This is a genomic window from Enterococcus haemoperoxidus ATCC BAA-382, assembly GCF_000407165.1.
In the GTDB taxonomy this organism is placed as follows: Bacteria; Bacillota; Bacilli; order Lactobacillales; family Enterococcaceae; genus Enterococcus_L; species Enterococcus_L haemoperoxidus.
This window is the reverse complement of sequence record NZ_KE136479.1, coordinates 251,926-273,693: the sequence shown is the minus strand read 5'-3', so window position 1 is coordinate 273,693 and position 21,768 is coordinate 251,926. Positions and strand designations below refer to the sequence as shown.

22 protein-coding genes are annotated in these 21,768 nt (G+C 36.1%); 2 read left to right on the top strand and 20 right to left on the bottom strand.

Annotated elements, in window-relative coordinates:
- Positions 1-15: 15 nt before the first annotated feature.
- The 4 genes from I583_RS01285 to I583_RS01270 form a co-directional block, all read right to left on the bottom strand.
- Positions 16-594: an amidase domain-containing protein gene (locus tag I583_RS01285; protein ID WP_167584558.1), complete on the bottom strand. Its 579-nt coding sequence runs from the start codon at positions 592-594 to the stop codon at positions 16-18.
- Between the two features lie 65 nt (positions 595-659).
- Positions 660-920, bottom strand: coding sequence for a hypothetical protein (locus tag I583_RS01280; RefSeq protein WP_010762737.1), 261 nt, complete (start codon positions 918-920; stop codon positions 660-662).
- A gap of 270 nt (positions 921-1,190) precedes the next feature.
- A complete protein-coding gene (locus tag I583_RS01275) occupies positions 1,191-1,484 on the bottom strand; it encodes a hypothetical protein (protein ID WP_010762736.1) in 294 nt (97 codons plus the stop codon).
- A 28-nt stretch (positions 1,485-1,512) separates the two neighbouring features.
- Positions 1,513-1,899 (bottom strand): hypothetical protein, encoded by a 387-nt coding sequence (locus I583_RS01270; protein ID WP_143140005.1) that lies wholly within the window; start codon positions 1,897-1,899, stop codon positions 1,513-1,515.
- A gap of 198 nt (positions 1,900-2,097) precedes the next feature.
- On the opposite strand from I583_RS01270, the gene I583_RS01265 reads away from it, so the two are divergent.
- Positions 2,098-2,307: a hypothetical protein gene (locus tag I583_RS01265; protein ID WP_010762734.1), complete on the top strand. Its 210-nt coding sequence runs from the start codon at positions 2,098-2,100 to the stop codon at positions 2,305-2,307.
- Between the two features lie 369 nt (positions 2,308-2,676).
- On the opposite strand, the gene I583_RS01260 is transcribed toward I583_RS01265, so the two are convergent.
- From I583_RS01260 to I583_RS01245, 4 genes are all read right to left on the bottom strand, one after another.
- Positions 2,677-3,522, bottom strand: a complete 846-nt coding sequence (locus I583_RS01260) for a VOC family protein (protein ID WP_010762733.1) — start codon at positions 3,520-3,522, stop codon at positions 2,677-2,679.
- Between the two features lie 25 nt (positions 3,523-3,547).
- Complete coding sequence (locus I583_RS01255) at positions 3,548-4,144, bottom strand: nitroreductase family protein (protein WP_010762732.1); 597 nt, start codon at positions 4,142-4,144, stop codon at positions 3,548-3,550.
- A 160-nt stretch (positions 4,145-4,304) separates the two neighbouring features.
- Entirely contained in the window at positions 4,305-4,670 is a 366-nt protein-coding gene (locus tag I583_RS01250; RefSeq protein ID WP_010762731.1) for a DUF1304 domain-containing protein, read from the bottom strand.
- A 12-nt stretch (positions 4,671-4,682) separates the two neighbouring features.
- The gene (locus tag I583_RS01245; protein WP_010762730.1) at positions 4,683-5,321 is read right to left on the bottom strand and encodes a nitroreductase family protein; all 639 of its coding nucleotides are present in this window, start codon (positions 5,319-5,321) and stop codon (positions 4,683-4,685) included.
- A gap of 114 nt (positions 5,322-5,435) precedes the next feature.
- Here I583_RS01245 and I583_RS01240 point away from each other — a divergent pair, with 114 nt between their 5' ends.
- Complete coding sequence (locus tag I583_RS01240) at positions 5,436-5,735, top strand: ArsR/SmtB family transcription factor (RefSeq protein WP_244264856.1); 300 nt, start codon at positions 5,436-5,438, stop codon at positions 5,733-5,735.
- A 178-nt stretch (positions 5,736-5,913) separates the two neighbouring features.
- Here the strand turns inward: I583_RS01240 and I583_RS01235 are convergent, their stop codons facing one another.
- The 12 genes from I583_RS01235 to I583_RS01185 form a co-directional block, all read right to left on the bottom strand.
- A complete protein-coding gene (locus I583_RS01235; protein ID WP_010762728.1) occupies positions 5,914-6,855 on the bottom strand; it encodes an NADP-dependent oxidoreductase in 942 nt (313 codons plus the stop codon).
- A gap of 128 nt (positions 6,856-6,983) precedes the next feature.
- Complete coding sequence (locus I583_RS01230; RefSeq protein WP_010762727.1) at positions 6,984-8,267, bottom strand: ABC transporter permease; 1,284 nt, start codon at positions 8,265-8,267, stop codon at positions 6,984-6,986.
- Entirely contained in the window at positions 8,268-8,948 is a 681-nt protein-coding gene (locus I583_RS01225) for an ABC transporter ATP-binding protein (RefSeq protein WP_010762726.1), read from the bottom strand. It lies immediately after the preceding gene.
- A 221-nt stretch (positions 8,949-9,169) separates the two neighbouring features.
- Positions 9,170-10,288 carry a glycerate kinase gene (locus I583_RS01220; protein ID WP_010762725.1) on the bottom strand — a complete coding sequence of 373 codons (1,119 nt, stop codon included), beginning with the start codon at positions 10,286-10,288 and terminating at the stop codon, positions 9,170-9,172.
- A 33-nt stretch (positions 10,289-10,321) separates the two neighbouring features.
- Positions 10,322-11,005, bottom strand: a complete 684-nt coding sequence (locus tag I583_RS01215; protein ID WP_010762724.1) for a response regulator transcription factor — start codon at positions 11,003-11,005, stop codon at positions 10,322-10,324.
- A complete protein-coding gene (locus I583_RS01210; protein ID WP_010762723.1) occupies positions 11,005-13,677 on the bottom strand; it encodes a sensor histidine kinase in 2,673 nt (890 codons plus the stop codon). The genes I583_RS01215 and I583_RS01210 overlap by 1 nt, the downstream gene beginning before the upstream one ends.
- Before the next feature lie 157 nt (positions 13,678-13,834).
- Positions 13,835-14,365: a potassium-transporting ATPase subunit C gene (locus I583_RS01205; protein WP_010762722.1), complete on the bottom strand. Its 531-nt coding sequence runs from the start codon at positions 14,363-14,365 to the stop codon at positions 13,835-13,837.
- A gap of 82 nt (positions 14,366-14,447) precedes the next feature.
- Complete coding sequence (gene kdpB / locus I583_RS01200; RefSeq protein ID WP_010762721.1) at positions 14,448-16,508, bottom strand: potassium-transporting ATPase subunit KdpB; 2,061 nt, start codon at positions 16,506-16,508, stop codon at positions 14,448-14,450.
- Between the two features lie 19 nt (positions 16,509-16,527).
- Positions 16,528-18,210: a potassium-transporting ATPase subunit KdpA gene (gene kdpA / locus I583_RS01195; RefSeq protein ID WP_010762720.1), complete on the bottom strand. Its 1,683-nt coding sequence runs from the start codon at positions 18,208-18,210 to the stop codon at positions 16,528-16,530.
- The gene (gene kdpF, locus I583_RS17105; RefSeq protein ID WP_069635352.1) at positions 18,207-18,287 is read right to left on the bottom strand and encodes a K(+)-transporting ATPase subunit F; all 81 of its coding nucleotides are present in this window, start codon (positions 18,285-18,287) and stop codon (positions 18,207-18,209) included. Before kdpF ends, kdpA begins: the two co-directional genes overlap by 4 nt.
- 420 nt (positions 18,288-18,707) lie before the next feature.
- The gene (locus tag I583_RS01190; protein WP_010762719.1) at positions 18,708-19,181 is read right to left on the bottom strand and encodes a glutathione peroxidase; all 474 of its coding nucleotides are present in this window, start codon (positions 19,179-19,181) and stop codon (positions 18,708-18,710) included.
- An 82-nt stretch (positions 19,182-19,263) separates the two neighbouring features.
- Entirely contained in the window at positions 19,264-21,603 is a 2,340-nt protein-coding gene (locus tag I583_RS01185) for a helix-turn-helix domain-containing protein (protein ID WP_010762718.1), read from the bottom strand.
- Between the last annotated feature and the right edge of the window lie 165 nt (positions 21,604-21,768).

The following is a 21,768-nucleotide window of genomic DNA, read 5'->3' as shown; positions in this document are numbered from 1 at the left end:
TCCTTCTTTCTCGTATCATTTACTTAAAGTTAAGTTTAATCCTAAAATGATTTCTTTACTATCTTTATAAAGTGATGATGGCGATAGTGAGCCTGAAAATAATTTAGTTCTAATATCGGAACTTAGAACAATTAAATCTTTTTTATAGTCCTCGGAATAGTCTTTAAGAACTCTATCAGAGATCTCTTGATAAAAAGTTAAAATTACAGGTCTACCTACAGTCAAAAACTCTTTATACTCATTTTCGACTACAGCTTTTGAATATCTTCGTACACTACGCCCTTTTACTTCCCAGTATTGTCTGAACACATCTGTATTTATCCAAGCAGCAGAATATTTTAATCCTTGACTAGTTCTTTTACTTGACCGGTCAATATAACCTAGATAACCTGTTACTCCACCTTTAGCTCCTCTAGTTCTAAGTGCTTGTGAAGCGAAATTTGTACAATCTCCACCTCCATAATTAGTGACATGGTTATTTGACCAGACTCTACAAGGTGAAATTATTGGCACACTATTTTCTTGTTCAGAAGCTGTTTGTGAAGCCTCTAAGTTTTCTTCATCAACAATTTTTTTAACATCAGCTAACGTCATATCAGACGACTCTTCAATCGTTGAGACTTCCCCTTCTTCCGCAGGAAGTGTTTCTAAATATATTATCATATTTTGTTTAATTTAGTTAGCTCCTGTTCACTTGAACTAGTTAATTGATCATATAGATAGTCGGAAAAATCTTTAGAATGAAGTAAGTAGTTTAACCCTCGCTCTCTTAAATATGTCACTAAAACATCTTCAATTTCACCAAGTGTCATATCCATACCATAATCAACTTCACTAACAACCTCATTCGCGTAAACTACGTTTGCTCCAAATCTGATTGAACAACAAATTGCTAACTCTAAAATAAATTTTTTATACATTAATTTTCCTTATATTTATTATCAGTACAATTTGTACTATAAATAATAATAAGTGAATAGAAACAGCATTGAAATCTATTTTTAATTATTAGTTATATTTAAAGCGTTAAAAGAAATAATAACTTTCATTAGGACTTTATATTTAAGAAAACCTGACTCAACGTGCTTGTGTCAGATTCTCTTTTCACTTCAATTTTTCAAAATTTGATTATAGTTTGTAAAACTCCAGTTAATTATTTAAAACAACACCTAGTTTTTTTCACTTAAACATCATTTGTAGTAAGCAGTGTATCTTTTTTTATTTTCATACTTTGTTACAACGTATAGTTTCATTGATTTTCCTTTTTCTGAAATCTCTTCTGGTATTTCTTTATAATTTGTATAGTCCTTAGTAAAATATTCGCTTGAATCTCCATCAAAAATTTCTTCTGAGCTCAAAAATATCATACCACTTGGCGTTGTACTATCAATAGATTTTGATGTTTCTTTATTATTATTTTGTGTACAACCATAAAGTGTAGTTAAACTAATCAAAAGAAAAAGTACATACAATCTATTTTTCATGGTACACCTCCACTAAGTTGTAAGAATATTAGCCTAAGTATGCTGCAACTGTTCCAGAAAATCTAGCATAGTAGACAGTACAAGAACCGTTGTTTTGACTCCAAGCACTTTCTCGATATAAAGTTCCTGTAAATGGCGTTGTATATCCTGGTTCTTTTTTAGAATAATACATTGGTCCAGCAAAAATACCTGTTCCATTGTTTTGAACGACTTTAATATTACGATAAACCATATGGCCAACAGCGCGACTTTGTAACAATTCATTTTGAAGTGGGTAGTCTTCTGACTCCAGAATTACTTCAATTCCTTCAATCACATTCCCTTTACCATCATTTACAATGATTTCCCCATCTCTCATGTTACTGATATCCGCTGCATAAGAATCATTTGATAACAATACTACACCAACAGACATAAACATTACACTAGTAAAAACATACAAAACTTTTTTAAAACTAAACATCTCCTTTGTTAATTTATTTTATGTATTTATAATAGCATGCACGACAATCATTGTATACGCCTCTTTAAATTATATTCATCATAATGTATAACTTTATTTTAACAAGAATTTGTGATATAAAATCATATAAAAAAAACAGGAGGTCATGATATGAATAACGACTACAATTCTCCAGCACCAACACCAGAACCAGCAAATAAAAATGCCACACCCGTTCAAATTCAAAAAGAAAACAATGATTTGGTTTTTTTAGATAAAAGCAATGATCTTGAAGTAATATTTCCTAAAAAACATCAGTTATTGATAAGAAAGAGAAAGAAAAAGAAAAAAGAAAATTATAAGTGTTCTGGGTCAAAGTAAAATAGCTCTGACCTTATTTTCATTTAAAATTTACAACACAAAAGTAATCTCGTAGCAGCTGTATGAGATCACTTTTGACTATACTATAATGTTACATTGAAAGGATAATTCTATCCTTTCCAATTGATTTATAAATATATGGGTTTTGAAGTATTTTCAATACCTAGTTAAACGTACCCACTTTTTTCGCAAGTCAGTTCGTATGTCCTGAAAATATTCAGGCACAATTTTTAGTTCATGAACCATTAAAATTCTCCTTCCCAAAAACCGTCATTTTTAATATCTCCCCCTTATCCCTAAACAAACAAATCACTACTTTACAAAATCAAAAAAAAAGCCAACCTCCTTTAAGAAGTTGACTTATCCAACTCAATACCCAAACTTAATCTGCATCCCGTTTGGATCTTGAATCGTAATTTGTTCATTTTCATTCACATACTCAACAGCGGCTTCATCAAGCTGCTTAACAAACAACTCAAATACCTCTTTAGACGGCAACTGAAATGTATACCAAGCCAACCCCAACTGATTTTCACCAATCAAGTCTGCATTTCGGCTATTCCAAGTATTCGTCCCAATATGATGATGATATTCCCCTGCCGCAAAAAATTTAGCTCTACCGCCCAAATTAGACTTCAAGGAAAAACCAAGCTGTTCATAAAACTTCTCTGTTTCTTCTAAATCCGCGACTTGTAAATGTACATGACCGATTCTTGAGCCTAGTGCCATACCTAACCACGTTCCATCCGCTTCTGAGACAACGCCATCTCCATCCAACTCTTCCGTCACACCAATGATTTCTCCGTCTGCTCGAATATCCCATTCAGACATCGGTTTATCCCAATAGATTTCGATACCATTACCTTCTGGATCCGTTAGATAGATAGCTTCGCTGTAACCATGATCAGCAGCGCCAATTTCAATTTTGTTTTGCATCAGCCATAACAAGGTATTGCCTAAATCTTTACGAGTAGGTAAGAGAAACGCTGTGTGATACAAGCCTGTTGTATTGTATTTCACCACAGGATCAACAAGTTCTTCCAAAATTAGGATTGCTTCAGAAGACTGTTGTGCACCTAAGAAAGCTGTATTTTCTTCTTTTTTTAGTAAGACAAGTCCAATCATTTGTGTATAAAATTCTGTCATTTCATCCAGATTCTCTACTTTTAATTTTACTTGTTTTGCGATTGTTTCTTTAGGTAATGTATACACCATACATTTCTCCTCCATTTGCTCGTTATTAGTTAAATTCTAGGAAACGTGCGCTATCTTCCATGTATTCTTTTTCGCCAGCTTCTGCTTCGATTGAACCGAAAACAAGTTGTGCTCTTAATTTCCATTGGCTTGGAATAGACCATTCTTTCGCAACTGCTTCATCGATTACTGGGTTGTAATGTTGTAAGTTTGCACCAATGTTTTCTTGAGCCAAAGCAGTCCAAACATTTGCTTGTGTTAAACCACTTGCTTGCTCTGACCAAACTGGGAAGTTATCTGCATATAAGGCAAATTGTTCTTGTAAGTTTTTAACAATATCCATATCTTCAAAGAAAAGCAATGTTCCATATCCTGCTGCAAAACTTTGTAATTTCGCTTGTGTATTTGGGAAAGCTTCTGCAGGTGTTAAAGGTTTCAATGCTTCTTCTGTCATTGACCATAATTTTTTGTGTGCGTCGCCGAATAAGAAAACCACACGTTGTGTTTGTGAGTTAAAAGATGTTGGACTTTCTCTAACGATCTCTTTCACTAAAGCTGTGATTTCTTCTTGTGATTGTGGTAAGTTATCTCCTAAAGAGTAGATTGAACGGCGTTTTTTTAATGCTTGAATAAATTCTGTCATGTGTATTGCTCCTTTTCGATTCGAATTAGTTTTTAGATTACTTTCTTAGTATATCGTCTTACTAAAAGTAAGTAAAGAGATTTGACTTACTTTTTATAAGTTTTTTTGAAATTAAAAAAAGCCTAAGACAAGGAGGTTCTTGTCTCAAACTTTTCTCTCTTTATCTAAAAATAAATAACATTACTAACGTAATAATTGCTGGCAACCCTTGTTTTATCAAAATTGATTTGGATGAAGTCAGTCCACCATACACGGCAGCAACAACTACACAAATGATGAAAAATGTTACCACACTCCAACTATTTGCTGCAAAAAAAGCACCCCATAAAATTCCTGTAGCTAAAAAGCCGTTATATAGTCCTTGATTTTTGAATAGCGTTTGAACTCTTGGATCATCCAAAAATTCTTTATCCAAACCAAAGCTACGTTGTGCTGCAGGAGATGCCGTTTGAAACATTTCTAAATATAAAATGTAATAATGTTCAACTGCAACGATCACAGCTAAAACTAAAGGAACAATATGCATGGTCTTCTCCCCCTATTTCCACGTTGTGATATCAGCTGCTGGTAATCGATATGAAGGGTACCCCTCTTCATTTGCTTTACCAATTGAAACGATCATCACTGGATAATAACGTTCTTTATCCATGTCTAGCGCTTCAGCAATTTTTTCGCGTTCAAAGCCGCCGATAGGATTGGTATCATAACCATAAGCACGAGCAACTAACATTAAATTCATTGCAGCTAAGGCTCCGTCGATAATGGCCATTTCTTTTTTATCTTCTGTGGGCATATGCTCAAACAAAGGACTCAATGCTTCTAATTGACGCTCTTTCACTTCTGGAGGCATTAGGTTTTGTTCAACAGCCGTACCGTAAATTTTTTCAGCATGTTCAAAGCTATTTAAATCACCAAAAATCACGATCATCGCAGCAGACGTTTCATTTTGTAATTTATTAAAACGAACAAGAGGTGCTAACGCTGCTTTTCCTTCATCACTTTCGACAACTGTAAAGCGCCAAGGTTGCATATTCACTGAAGATGGTGCTTTAACAGTATCGTTGATGATTTGCTCCATCTCTTCACGACTAATTTTAACTGTTGGATCGTAATTGCGAATCGATCTTCTGCCTTTCATGATCGTGTCAAAATTATTTTCTTTATATGTGTTTTCCATAATATCCCTCATCTTTCTTTTCGTTCGATTATTTTCGAACATTAAAAATATATCACTACCTAAGCAATATGTAAAGTAGAATGTTTATGTTATAATCTGTTTATGAAAAATAAAATGACCGATAACAACAACGACCCTGTTCTTCAAGCGTTGCAAGCAGTCAGCGATCCCATTCGTTTGAATATCCTTACTTGCTTATTACTTGATGGTGAAAAACGGATTACTTCAGAAAAATACAATATTGTAAAATCCACCTTATCTCACCACATAAAATTGCTTAAGGACGCTCAACTGATTCAAGAAATCAAAATTGGGACAACTAAGACATATGTTTTAAATCAAGACCACATCCAACGAGAATTGCCTGGATTAATAGAACTGATCCGCTTTAGAGCGGGAAAAACAAACGAATAGGAGCGTGGGACAAAACTAAAGAACAGTTTTGTTTCGCGCTCTAAGTCCGAATAAACGGCGAGAAAAAAGCAGCTCCTTCGTAAATAAGCTGAAATTCACAAAAATTTGAAAAAGCAATTTTCGTGAATTCCCTCTTATTTCTCGGAGCTAAACGCTTTTGTCTCGGCCTCCTATTTATTTAGTCAGCCATTTTGATGACGATTTTACCTACAGCATGGTGAGTTTCACTTAATGCATGGGCATCGTAAACACCTTGTCTAGAGAAAGGAAAAACTTCTCCAACCACTGAAATTACTTTGCCTGAAGCCATTAGATCTGCAATTTCTTGTAATTGTTTTCCGTTTGTTTGAAGCCAGATACTTTCGGCTTTAATATTTTTTTCTTTCGCCAACTCTTCATCTGCAATACCAACGATTGAAATCAAACGTCCAGTATTTGGTTTTAGAACAGAGAAGCTTGCTTTTTGAACGTCTCCGCCCATCGTATCAAATACTAGATCAATATCTGTTAGAACATCTGCAAAATTAGTTGTATGATAATCGATTACTTCATCTGCCCCTAGTTTTTTAAGTAGCTCATGATTTTTTTCACTCGCTGTCGTGATGACATAAGCACCCGCTTGTTTTGCTAGTTGAATTGCATAAGTTCCTACGCCGCCAGCTCCAGCATGGATCAATACTTTTTCACCTTTTTGAAGTTTTCCATGGTCAAATAGTGCTTGTAAAGCAGTTAAACCAGCCAAAGGAACAGCCGCTGCTTCTTCAAAAGAAACATTTTCAGGGATTTTCGCTAATAGATTAACATCCACGATAGTTTCTTCTGCATACGTACCAAAACGAGTTGTTTCTGGACGAGCGAAAACTTTATCTCCAACTTTCCAGTCAGTTACGTCACTACCAACTGCTGTTATGACACCAGCCACGTCCCAGCCTAAAATAATAGGAAACGGCCAGTCAAACATTTGTTTTAAATAGCCTTCTCTTAATTTCCAGTCGATTGGATTGATGGATGTTGCATGTTCTTTTACGAGTACTTGGTTTCCTTTTAATTCAGGTAAAGTAACGTCTTGTTCAGTTAATTCTTCCTTACTGCCATATTGATTGATAACTACTGCTTTCATATTTATGATTCCTCCGTCTTTTAAACAAAATGTGAACTTAGTATACTCCTTATTTTTTATTTAGGTAAAAAATATGCTTACAAAAAATAAGAACAAAGCAAAATTGCTTTGTTCTTATAGTTTAACGCTTATTCATAACGTAATGATTCAATCGGATCTAATTTCGCTGCTCTACGTGCTGGCAATGTTCCTGCAAGGAATGCGATTCCCATAATTACCAAAATGATTACAGCAGAGGAAGAAGCTGAAAATTGAATCAAGGTAAAGCCTGTCAATGATTCCAAGAATGAATCAGCTGCGATTTGATTGATCAACGCACCTGCACCGACAGCTCCTAAAATACCTAAAAGAGAACCTAAAAATCCAATCAACGCCGCTTCCACACTGAAAATCGTAAAGACTTTACCACTGCTAAGTCCCATTGCTTTCATTAAGCCGATTTCTCTTGTACGTTCTTGTACTGACATATACAATGTGTTGATGATTCCGAAACTTGCGGCTAATAATGCAATGGCACCAAACATTGTTAAGACGCCTGTGATTGCATTGATTACGTTTCGGATCATGCCGATTTGATCTTCAACCGTTTGCCCCATATAGCCTGCTTTATCTAAACGTTCTTTTACATCTGCAATTTCTGATTTTGTCACATCTTTGCTCATTTCACCCATGATCAATCCATATTGTCCAGTCATCGTTTCTGGTAAACCTGCTTCGTTGATTTTTGAGATTTCATCAACAAGAGAACGATTCAATAAAGACATTCCACCTTGGATCAAGCTTGTATTTCTTACGCCAACGATAGTCGCTTCCACTACTTTTTCTTCTCCAGTAGCGGTAGAAGGTGCTGCGATTTTGACTGTCTTACCAATTGCTTCTTCACTTGATTTATAGCCTAAAGATTTCACATATTCTGGTGCTAAATTGATTTGGAATTCTGAACTATTTTGATCAAGATTTTTACCTGCTTCAAGATCTACATTCAATTCTTCCACCATCGGCATTCCTGAAAAGACATATTTTTCATTGTTCTTTCCAGAAATATAACTTGTTGAAACGGATTTCATTGCTTCCGCGTTTTTGATTCCTTTGATTTCTTTGATTCTATCAAGGTCTTTACTATCTAACGCTTCTTGTTGCTGCATTGAGCTTGTTTTTTTGTTCTCATCATATTTTTGTGGTTCACCATCTTCACTAGGTCCTCCAGTCATTTTTGGCTGGATCATGATTTGATTTTGTCCACCGACGCTTCCCACTTGTTTATCGATGTAATCATTAACACCAATATTCACTCCTGTTGTCAATGAAATGGTAAATGCTCCTATAAAAATGGCTACGATGGTTAAAATCGTCCGCCCTTTATTGCGCATTAAATTTGAACTGGCTGATTTTAAAATATCACTAAATTTCATCTACTCATCCCCTCCCACAATTAATCCGTCACGCACATGGATTTGTCGATCACAACGTGCCGCAAGTTCTGAATCATGAGTGACGATAATCAGTGTGATCCCTTTTTCTTTGTTCAAATCAAATAGCAGCTGCTCAATCTTCTCACCCGTTGTGGAATCTAAGTTTCCTGTCGGTTCATCCGCAAAAATAATCTTAGGGTTATTGACTAATGCACGTGCAATACAAACACGTTGTTTTTGGCCACCTGATAGGTTATTGGCTTTATTATTGACTTTATCCTCTAATTCAACTGCTTTTAGTGCTTCAAGTGCCATTTCTTTACGTTTACCATTTGAAATTCCACCGATTTTTAGCGGCAACATGACATTATTTAATACTGTATCTTTAGAGTTCATGAAAAATTGCTGAAACACAAAACCGAATTGTTTGTTTCTTGTTTTGTCTAGTTCTTTTTTACCGATGCTCGTTACATCTTGATTATTTAATAAAATTTCTCCAGAAGTTGGTTTATCTAATAAGGCCAAAATATGCATGAACGTTGATTTACCCGATCCACTTTTTCCGATGATCGCAACGGATTCACCTTCTTCTATTTTTAGATCAACACCTTTTAATGCATCAAATTTCGATTCATTACGGCCATAACTTTTCTTTATATTTCTTGCTTCAATTACAGACATGTTTTCCCCTCCACTGATTCTATTCACTTATTTTTCGTTATATAATTATTTACAACCCTATTTTCATTTTACTCCCTTCTACACTTATTCATTTTGAAGGAATTCACACTGATTGTCATGGTACTTAAGACCTATCTATTTATTAGACTTAAGTTAATAATCCGCTTACAATAAAAAAACAAGATTACTTGGTTTTCTAACCAGATAATCTTGTTTTTTTATTAATTGAATAATGTTACTAAACGAATCGTACGCTTTGAAGCACGTCTTAAATTTTCTCTTGCACCATTCATCGCTTCTTCTAATGTCGTAATTTGGTCGATTATTGGAATGATTACCGAAATACCTTCCTCTTGAAACTGAGTCTCATCTCCTGAGAACGTCCCTGCAAAAGCAATAACAGGTACACCATATTTCTTAGCTATTCTGCCAATGCCTACAGGTACTTTTCCTTGTAGACTTTGCTTATCCATTTTCCCTTCACCAGTAACTACTAAATCAACTTGTTGGATCAAGTTTTCTAAATCTGTTTGCTCTGAAATAAACTCAAAACCGGAACGGGAAGTCCCATGCAAAAATGTTCTGATGGCAAAACCTAATCCTCCAGCTGCACCATCTCCAGGTACTGAATGTTCCTCTTTGATTACAAGCCTTTGGTAGTATTTCATGGCTAATTCATAGTCGGTTAACTCTGATTGACTAATACCTTTTTGTTGCCCAAACATTTTTACAGCTCCAGTTGCTCCTGTTAATGGGCTTTTGACATCCGCTGCGATTTGAAAGTTGATCTTCGCGATTCTAGGGTCCAATCGTTTTTTTGAGAAACTGTGAATGTTGGCCAAATTACTGCCTTTAGCTGATAATTTTTGCTGATCTTTATCATAAAATTCGATCCCTAATGCATTCAATAACCCAATACCGCCATCAACTGTTCCGGTTCCGCCCAAACCAATAATAATTGTTTGGGCACCGTGATCAATTGCAGCTAAGATCAACTGACCAGTACCATATGAGGAAGTATTTTTAGGATGTGTCCTCACTGTTCCATTTAAAAATTGAATACCTGAAGCTGCTGCTGATTCGATTACCGCTAATTTCTCAGTTTCAAACCAACCAAAATGAGCAATGATCTTTTTTCCATCTAATGCTTGAACGTGCGCAGCAATTTTTTGACCATTATTATTTTTTACAACAGCATCAACCGTTCCTTCGCCGCCATCGGCTATCGCGACTTGCTGGACTTGATGACCTTCTTTCGTAAAAATATCCGCAATGATTTGATTCGCTTCAATACTACTTAAAGAGCCTTTCATAGAATCAATCGCTGTCAATATCTTCATTTTTGCCCCTCTTTTCAAGAATGATGTACTTCTTTATTTCTCCAACATGCGATAACCAATCCCGATCTCAGTTAAAATATAGTCTGGTTCGACTGGATTATCTTCGATTTTTTTACGAATATTGGACATATTTACTCTCAACGTTTGGCTTTCATTGCTATAAGGTCCCCAAACTTTTTGAGAAATATAGGTATGGGTCAACACTTTGCCGACATTTTCAGCAAGAACTTGAATGATCTTATATTCGTTCGGTGTTAAATGAATCACTTGTCCGCCTTTACTCACTGTATGATGTTCGATATCAATGCATAATTCACCATTGATAATTTTCTTTGCTTCACTTAACTTGGCTCCATTTACAGCATGTCTTAATGCTGTTCTGATTCTAGCAAGCAATTCTGGTGTGCCAAAGGGTTTCGTAATATAGTCATCTGCCCCTAAATCTAACGCTTCAACTTTATTATTTTCATGATCACGAGCAGAAATAATGATCACTGGCACAGGGGATGTTTCACGAATTTTCTTTAATACTTCAATTCCATCTTGATCTGGCAAACCTAAATCAAGCAAAATCAGGTCCACGGACCACATGCGAAAAGTTGATAGTCCTTCTAATGCCGAGTGAGCTATGTGAATTGTGTGTTTCTCTTTTTCTAAAACAGCACCCATAAATTCTGCGATTACATCGTCATCTTCAATAATCAAAATCGTTGCCATCACTTTTGCTCCTTTCTCTCTAGCGGTAAGGTAAAGGTAAAGACCGCCCCACCTTGTGGTCGATTTCCTGCATTAAGCGTTCCATCATGCGCCATGATGATTGTTTTAACGATAGACAATCCAATCCCCATACCACTTTTAGAATCAACTGGTGTATTTTGTTTACTCATGCCATCAAACAACAATTTGATTTGCTCCCCAGTTAAACCTTTCCCTTGATCAGCGACTTCAAATGTAACCTCTTTAGCAGTAGCTGTAACGCTCACAAAGATTGGTGAGTGACAATTAGAGTGGCGAATTGCATTTTCCATCAAATTGAATAAGACTTGCTCAATCAAAATCGAATCCATCGGAACCAGAATAAATTCGTCTGGAAGTGTAACACTGATTTCGCTTTCTGGATAACTTTTTTTGATACGCTGAATGGCTGATGAAACAACTTCTTCAGCTGCCTCTTTGCTTTTGGCAACTTTCATTGTTTCTTCATTGATCCGAGTGATCGACAGTAAATTTTCCACCATACGAATCAGCCAATCTGCATCCTCTTTGATACCTACAAGCAGTTTTCTTTTCGTTTCTTCCGGTAATTTAGTTGCTTCGTGGTCATCTAAAACTGTTTCTACAGAACCAGAAATCCCTGTTAATGGAGTTCTAAGATCGTGAGAAATAGCTCGTAATAAATTACCACGCATCCGCTCTTTTTCGTTTTCAAATAAAATTTGTTGTCGTTCTAAGGTTAAGTTATTTTGCTCGATTGCTAATGAAAGTTGTGTAGAAATCAATTCGATAAAGGTAATGATTTCATCTGTAATTGGATCTTCTTTGCTTTTTTCAATCCCAATAACAGCTAAAGTTACACCATTTGATAAAACAGGTAAGTATAGCGCTTTTGCCCCCATCAGTGTGTCTGTTCCATAACCAGCTTCTTTTTGATTAACAAAGACCCAATTGGCAACAGCCAATTCTTCTAAGCTTCTAAGTGGTCCTTTGATTGGCGCTCCTGTCGGATTTTTAAGTTCTTCCTCGCCATATAATACAACTTCTCGGTCTAGCATATTCGAGAGATATTCAGCAGTCGTTGCTAAAATTTCCTTTTGGTCATGGGTAACTAAGTACTTTTTATTCAGCTCATATAGAATTTCTAATTGATGCTCTCGTTTCATGGCATAAAATGCTTGTTTTTTGATCTGCATCATTAAATTACTCACTAATAACGCGACTAACAGCATAAAGATCAACGTAACTGGATATCCTTGTTTATATACGGTTAACGAATATAACGGTTCAACAAAAAACCAGTTAAACATCAAGACACTGGCAATCGATGCCAGTGCTGCCCAAAGATACCCAGTCGTTAATCGAGCAACTAGCAACACAAAAAGAATATAGATCAAGATCAAATTTTGATCACCAATATGAAAGTAAGAGCCAAACTCAGAAAGAATCGTTGCCACAGTAAGTAGTCCACATGTCATGTAAAAATCTTGCCAAGTGAAGATGCTTTTCAGATTCTTTTTCTTTGTAGCGTATTTATTCAATAAGTACTTACTAGATTGATAAGGAACTAAATGAATATCTACATCTGGAATGAACGCGACTAGCTCGTCTTCTAAATCAGGGCGATACAAACGAAGAAAGCGAGACCGTTTGATGATTTTACCCATGACTAAATCCGTAACGCCTCGCATTTTCACATACTGAATTATCGTTTCTCGTTGATTGTCACTCTCTAAAGTAACCACTTCGCCACCTAATTTTGTTGCTAACTTCGAATTTTCAGATTCGGTATGCTCCGATGTGTCTTCCAAAATTTCTAATGCGATCCATTCTGCCCCTAAAGCTTGAGCTAAACGAGCAGTCCAACGCAAACATTTTTTGGTCATATCCGGATTTTTTTCATCAATAATCGTTAGTAATTTGGAATGGATCCCTGTACTTTTTTGCGTTTCCTGTTGATTTGTCGTATTGATATGATCTGAAGCTTTACGAATGGCAAGCCCTCTTAATAACGTTAAATTGTCGGAGGTAAAGAAGTTTGCCATCGCTTTTCTAGCATTTTCAGAATGGTAAATCTTTCCTTGCTTCAATCGATCCAATAACTCATCCGTTTCAATATCAACGACTTTTAGCGAACTTGTTTCAAAAAATGTATCCGGAACTGTTTCTGAAATATGGATACCTGTCACTTGCTCAACAACATCATTCAAACTTTCGATATGTTGCACATTGACCGTTGTATAAACATCAATGCCAGCTTTCAATAGTTCTTCAATATCTTGATATCTTTTTCTATTTCTAGCACCAATAGCATTTGTATGGGCTAATTCATCAACTAAAATAATATCTGGTTTTTCTTTTAGTGCCGCATCCACATCAAATTCATTGATCTGAATCCCTTTATACTCATATGTTTTGGTGGATAGAGTCGGTAACCCATTCACTAAGGTCTGTGTTTCTGGACGTGCATGTGGCTCCACATAACCAATCAACACATTTTTTCCTTCTGCTTGTTGTTCATGCGCTTCTTTGAGCATTGCGTAAGTTTTCCCCACACCTGCCGCATAACCGAAGAAAACCTTCAGTCTACCAGACCTCAGGCTTTGTTCGTTCTTCTTCCATTTTGCTAAAAGTTGTTCTGGATCTAAACGTTCTTCTTCCACTTGTCGTTCCATCCTTTATTCCTAGGTTGAGGCAGAAAATTTTAACTCCAAGAACCAATTAAGCACTGTGCAACACTGTTTATCTGCTCTGAGCCTTTGAAAAGAAAGCATCAACTCGTACCTCATTGTGTTTTACAGCATTAAGAAGGAGTTTATTTGATTCCACCGTTTATTCAGACTCATCTAGCATGTGATTAACACCTAAAACATTCACACGTTGCGACGTGATTCCACCAATTTTCATGCCGATGATGTTTTGTTTGATTATAGCATGGACATCCTCTTTTTTCATATTTCTGGCAGCAGCGATTCGTTCGCTTTGAAAAAGCGCCCCTTCAACTGAAATTTCAGGATCGACACCACTAGCTGAAGCAGTCACTAAATCAACGGGAATATCTGTTGCAGCGATTTTTTCGACTCGTTTTTCAACTCGTTCTTTTTGTTCTTTTGAAACAGGTGATAATTGACTCACTTCACTTGGGCGTCCATGAAGATATCCGTCTCCAACAAATGATTGACCAATCAATTTAGATCCAATCACTACAGTTTTCCCAGCTTCTTGTTTTTTGACTAAACTACCGTTGGCTTGAGCTGAAAAGACAACTTGACCAACAAGAGTGACTGCAACTGTATAAACTACACCGCACAGTAAAGTGAATACTAAAATACTTTTTAATGATGCAATCATAATTTTTTTCACTATTTTTCTCTCCTAATCTAAAAGTGTAATGACCCATCGTTTTTCTAGTAAATCCTATATTTTTTGACATATTTCAACGTACTTAATACAAAATCAATGTCAAGAAAATATCGATCAATTTGATTGCGATAAATGGTGCCACGACACCACCCAATCCATAAACCAATAAATTGTGGCGTAAAATCTGACTAGCTGGTTTTTCCTTATATGATACACCTTTTAATGCCAATGGAATCAAGGCTACAATAATAAACGCATTATAGATGATCGCTGACAAAATTGCAGTAGTCGGGCTAGTCAATCTCATAATGTTCAACGCATCTAGTGCAGGATAAATACTGAAAAACAACACCGGGATGATCGCAAAGTATTTTGCAATATCGTTGGCGATACTAAATGTAGTTAAAGCACCGCGTGTCATCAATAATTGTTTACCAATTTTTACAATGCTGATTAATTTAGTTGGACTAGAATCTAAATCGATCATATTCCCTGCTTCTTTGGCTGCTTGTGTACCTGTATTCATTGCCACGGCTACATCTGCTTGAGCTAAGGCTGGCGCATCATTAGTGCCGTCTCCTGTCATTGCCACAAGGTGTCCTTTTTCTTGATACTCACGAATCAAGCTCATTTTATTTTCTGGCGTTGCTTCTGCTAAGAAATCATCCACGCCAGCTTCAGCAGCGATCGCGGCTGCCGTCATCGGATTATCTCCAGTGATCATAATGGTTTTGATACCCATTTTACGCATATCATCAAATTTTTCTTTGACACCATTCTTCACGATATCTTTTAAGTAGATCACACCGAAAACTTGGTTATTTTTAACCACTACTAATGGTGTTCCACCTTCATTGGCTACTCGTTGAACAATCAAGTCACACTCTTCAGGATATATACTACCGTTTGCTTCTACATAATTCTTCATTGTATCTGCAGCACCTTTACGGATTTCATCTCCTTGATAATTGATACCGCTCATTCTTGTTTTGGCTGTAAATTCAATGAACTCGACTTCGACGTCATTGAGTTCCCGACCACGGATATCAAATTTATCTTTCGCTAAGATTACAATACTTCGTCCCTCAGCTGTCTCATCCGCTAAAGAAGACAGTTGCGCTGCATCCGCTAAGTCATATTCTTTAATACCAGTCACTGGGATAAATTCGCTAGCGCGGCGATTTCCTAAAGTTATCGTTCCTGTTTTATCCAATAACAAAATATCAACGTCACCGGCAGCTTCGATTGCACGTCCGCTCATGGCAATAACGTTTTCTTTATTCAAACGACTCATTCCAGCTATCCCGATAGAAGAGACCAATGCCCCAATCGTAGTAGGTGCTAAACAAACGAGTAAAGCAATAATTACCGTTAAAGATAAAGCTGAGCCTGTTCCTACTAATTCGCTTGAGAATTTCGTGAATGGTAGTAATGTTGCCGAAACGACTAAGAAAATAATCGTTAACATAATCAAAATAATTTGTAAGCCGATTTCATTTGGTGTTTTCTTCCGTTCTGTTCCTTCCACCATTGAAATCATTTTATCTAAGAAGGATTCACCATTTTCAGCGGTAACTTTAATCACGAGGTAATCCGAAACTACTGTTGTTCCTCCCGTTACGGCACTGCGGTCTCCACCTGATTCACGAATCACTGGTGCTGATTCCCCTGTGATCGCACTTTCATCTACAGATGCTGCCCCATCGATCACATCACCATCCATCGGGATTTGTTCATTAACAGCCACATAGACAAGATCACCTTTTTTCAGTTCAGACGATTTGATTTGGGTGAATTTTTGATTTTTTGCATCCTCTAAAGAATCCACTTTATGTGCTGTAACATCTTTTTTAGCCTGTTTTAAACTTTCAGCTTGAGCCTTTCCTCGCCCTTCAGCAATTGCTTCAGCAAAGTTGGCGAATAGAATCGTCAGCCATAAAATAATGGCAATCGCTAAAATAAAAAACGGGTTTGCATCTGTATGGCCAAAAAATGTTAGAACATAAAGAATCGTTGTTAAGATCGCTCCTGTATAAACCACCAGCATCACTGGATTTTTAACTTGAATGTTTGGCGCAAGTTTTTTAAAAGAAGATTTAAAAGCATCCATATAAACATTGCGCTTATTTTGCGTATTTTTCAAAAGAATCCCCTTCTTTTACTTATTTTGTAATGAAATGTTCCGCAATTGGCCCCAATGCCATTGCTGGTAAGAAGCTTAATGCCCCAATAACTAAAATCACAATGATCAGCATTGTCACAAATGTTGCATTGGTTGTTGAAAGTGTACCTGAGCCAGTTGCTACGATTTTCTTTTTCCCTAAATTAGCCGCAAGATAAATGATTGCAAGCATTGGAATAAACCGAGAAAAAATCATGATCATACCACCTAGAATATTCAAGAATGTTGTATCTGCCGTCAATCCTGCAAAAGCACTCCCGTTGTTATTGGCTAGAGAAGAAAAACCATAGAGAACTTCTGAAAAAGCATGCGGTCCTGAATTCGTCAACCAACTCATTGCTTGCGGATTTAAGATGAATAACATTGTACCTAACAGTGTTAAAAGAAGCGGCGTTAAAATGACTAAACAAACCATCTTCATATCAAAAGGCTCGATTTTTTTCCCAAGGTATTCTGGCGTACGTCCAACTAGTAAACCTGCAATAAATATTGCTAATAAGATAAAAGCAATCATTCCATATAAGCCACTTCCTGTACCACCAAAAATAATCTCTCCTAATTGCATCAAAAACATCGGAATCAATCCACCTAATGGCATAAAACTATCTAACATGGCATTGATCGAACCATTAGAAGCAGCTGTTGTACTAACCGCCCAAAGACTAGACCAACCAACACCAAAACGCATTTCTTTTCCTTCTAAGTTCATTTGTCCAAGCACATGACTAAACTGTGGACCATAATATTCGCTTAATGTCACACCAATCATTGCAGCAATTAAAAAACCGAGCGACACGATCATGATCGTTCTGCCTTGTTTCCACTCTTTAACGTACAAGCCAAATGCGACGATCAAAGCAGCTGGAATCAGTAAAATCGAAATATTTTCCACAAAATTACTGATCAAATTGGGATTTTCAAAAGGGTACGTAGAGTTCCCACCATAAAAACCGCCGCCGTTAGTTCCTAATTGTTTGATCGCAACTTGGCTGGCAACTGTTCCTAAAGGTAAGAAGATTTTTTGTCCTAACTCTAAACTTGTCGTTTCAACTGAACCAGCAAATGTTTGAACGACACCTTGAGAAATCAAGATCAATGAAACAATAAAAGAAAGTGGCAACAAAACGTATAAGGTGATTCTTGTTAAATCTTGCCAAAAGTTCCCAATATATTTTGTTGTTCGATTCGTAAAGCCTCTTAATAAAACAAACAACACAGCAATTCCGACCGCCGCTGATACAAAGTTTTGAACAGTCAGCCCGAAAGCTTGCGTAAAGATCGACAATGTATCCTCTCCAGCGTATGCCTGCCAGTTCGTATTCGTCACAAAACTTGCAGCCGTGTTAAACGCCAAGGAAAAGCTGGTACCAGGAAGTTTTTCTGGATTTAGCGGTAAAAACTGTTGTCCCAACATCATTGCCATAAGTAATAACAGAGAAAATAAACTAAAAAATAATACGCTAAAACTATATTGTTTTGCATTCATTTCTTTTTGAGCTGGTGTTCCTAAAAAACGATAGATTGTATTTTCAATTGGATTGATGATTCTGGTCAGGAGTGTTTTTTGACCTGTCATCACTTTATGAATATAAAAGCCTAGCGGAACGGCTAAACCGATCAATACAATAAAAAAGATAGCTTGTTGAATAAAAATAGCGCTCACTGTTGATCCCCCCAAAATAGTTCATAGAATAAATAAATTAGCAGTAATGCTGCAATAATTCCGGAAATAATCGTCATCAAAATTCCTCTCCTTCATTTGATAAAAATAGGATATCAAATTTGATATAAAGATAGTGTTAAAGTTGGGATTGGTTCTTTATATAATCTTTATACTAGTAAGGGGTTTCAATTTATTCCATGCTAAAACATCAGAAAAAAATGAATTCACTTTCAGCTTTGCACATCGCCTATCTTACAGTCCTGCGACTGGATGGAGATCTGTAGCACTTGTCTGTACGCTTCTTGTTGGGATCCTAATCTCATTATTTGAGTATTGGCTGAATAACAAATACAGAAGTAACAGTAGATATGGCGACATTAGCCCACAAAAATCCCCTGGATATCGCACTATCCAGGGGATTACTCTTTGTATTTTTTCTTAGCAAGATCATTATATCGTGAGATGATTCATGATATCAAGAATAAAAAAAGTATTTCTTATAGTAATTTTTCAATATCTCCAGCAATTTTCTCTGGTTCAACGGTGGGCGCAAAACGTTTTACCACATTCCCTTCACGATCCACTAAAAACTTAGTAAAGTTCCACTTGATCGCGCCACCTAAAAGACCACCTTTTTCACCTTTTAAAAAATCATACAAAGGATCAGCATTTTCGCCATTCACATCGATTTTTCCAAACGTTTGAAACGTTGTTTGATACGTCAACTGACAAAAGTCACTGATTTCTTGGTCTGTACCAGGCGCTTGATGGCCAAACTGATTACAAGGAAAATCTAGAATCTCCAAGCCTTGTTCACGATACTTTTTATATAAGTTTTCCAACCCTTCATACTGAGGTGTAAACCCACAACCAGTTGCAGTATTCACGATCAAGAGCACTTTTCCTCGATACGCTTCCAACGAAACCGTCTCATCATTTGTTGTTTTTACTTGATAATCATAGATACTCATTTTGCTTCTCCCTCTCCAATTACCTGTATTGGTTAAATACTAACTAGTAAAAATGTATTCGTCAAGGAAACGAGTTTTACTTTCATTCTATGATTGGTGTCAACTCCAACAGCACGATACCGTTTGTATCTAGTGTCACATAATAATTAAACGCATCCTCAACTTGAGTATCAAAAACTTTGATCTTCGGTCTAGTACTATCTACAACATATTTTTGCGTTTCAAAATCAAGTGCTTCAGCATTACGGAACTCTTCATAAGTGTAAAATAACGCTCCATTGTGCCGATTAAAATCAATTTGCTTGATCTGATAATGCGCTAGTGTAACTGTTACTAATTCAATCTCAAAGGTCACAGCCTGGCTTTCAAGAAAAGCTTCTTCAGAAGAAAGATGAGGATCAAAATAATTCGTATTAAACAACAACAACTGGTACTTGCCATTGATGTAGGTCAATAGATACTCTTCACCTTGTGCCAAAACCTTCCCTTCCATCCTTCTAGCTAGCCATAAACAAAAATAGACAGGTCTTTTTCCACTATAAAAATGAAATAACTCCAATCCATCATTTTTTAAGGGGCGTTCTTGTGTTTGTTTCTCATACAACTCGATATTCAACCAAAAACCGAACCCATCTACCAATGTATCCAACATTAAAAGATCTTTTAAAATAATCGCTCCTCTAAAGAATGTTCCATTACTATTTCTTGTCATCCCAGTCAATGTGTTCCATTCAGTAAGATAAAGCGGCAGTTTGATTTCATATTCCTTTAGAATATGCTTGATATGCAGGGTTTTATTCAGCACATATTGATGATAATTTTTTAAATCCGGAAAGGTACTATCCAAATTTTGAAACACATAATTAGGTTCGGCAGAAAATGACAGGAATTCACACTTTATTGCAATCGTCTCACAAAAAAAACGCGTTTGCTCTGGATCCTTTTGCTCAAAAAACGGGTCAGGTGAAGGGATTTCTGCTCCTACAGCTATTTTAGGTGCGATCTCAACTAGTAATTTTTTTACTTCTAGAAATTCTGGATAGTATTCTACAAGATTTTGACCTTTAAAGAGACAATTAACCTTCCATTGCTCCGTCATTTTTGTTCCAAACTTATTTTGAACATGTCGGAAAAATTTACGACAAATCTGTTTCAAGCTAAGACTAAGTTGCTTAAATTCTACAAGTGACAACTGAAAAAGAAGTTCCAGCCGAGCATCTTCTAAAAATGTTAGAATGTAGTCCCACTGTTCAAACGCAGGAAATGAATTCATCCCAGCTTCTTGATGGATCTGAACGGATAAAGGGACTTGTGTAAATAACGATTGGATACTAATATACTTGATGCCAATTTGCTTTTTTATATTCAAAATCTCACTTTGTATTTTCTTAGAAGCTAACGCTTCCCATGAACCAACATGAATGATCACGTCTTTTTTTAAATAATCGACTACGGATTGTTCCGTTGTAATATGAAGCTGTTTAGTCTTTAACGATAATTCTGAAGGACGAGATTCTTCTAAACCGGTTTGAATATAACTATATAATGGAACCAAAATTTCTTTGATTTGAAGCTCTGTTGTTTGCGCAACTTGTTTGATTGTCTGCGGTGCTTTCGTTTGTTCTAAGTGAGATGAACGATAACTAGTTGGAGAATCATTAAAGATTTTTTTAAAGTGTTGACGATAGGTTTTGCTATTACTAAAACCACTATCTAAAGCAATTTGCTCGATACTTTTTTTCGTATACAGCAACTCTGATAAACTGTGTTTCACACAAATCGTCCGCACATAATGAGAAAAGTACTCTCCAGTTTCATTCTTAAAAAACTTCGATAAAGAGGAATCCGACATAAAAAAATATTCTGCTACATCAGATAATAAAACACCTTCATGATAATGCTCTTCGATATAGTCCAAAATTTCCCTTAATTTTTGATTGTCTGAAGGATGATATTCTGTCACTTCTTCTTTTTGAAAATGATGAACCAGAGACAAAATGATCTGAGTTAAAAATAATGTAATCTTGAGCCTTTTTGAAGGATCATCACTTAATTCAACTAAACATAACTCCGCAACTTGCCTTCTTAGAGCTGCAATCGCAGGCATTTTCCCATGTTCTTTTTGGATTGGTGTACAGTCAAATCGAGTATAGAAAAAAGCGGGAAATTGTGCCGCAAAGAAAACACTATTGATTCCTAATTGCAAATAAGTACAATTTTGTGTTGCCTCAGCAGTCAAAATTAAATGATCCCCTGCATTGACTACAAACACTTCTCCTGCACTTACTTGATTCGTTGTTTCTTCTATAGTAATAAACATACTTCCTTTTAAGACGATCAAAATGGTGGTTTCTTTGCAAAACATAGCTTGTTCTGCCTGTAATTGTTGATAATTGATCTGATAATTTTCATTTACAATCATTTACTTACCTCATTTATTTATTCTCCTTTCATTATAACACTTAAACAAGAAAATATCGTTCGTTCGACAACCTTTTTATTTCTGATCTATCTAATCTAAAAGGGATTTCTGAAATTTAGAAATTCTTAGCATTGTGAATTTTTTAATTAAGCATAGAATATGAGT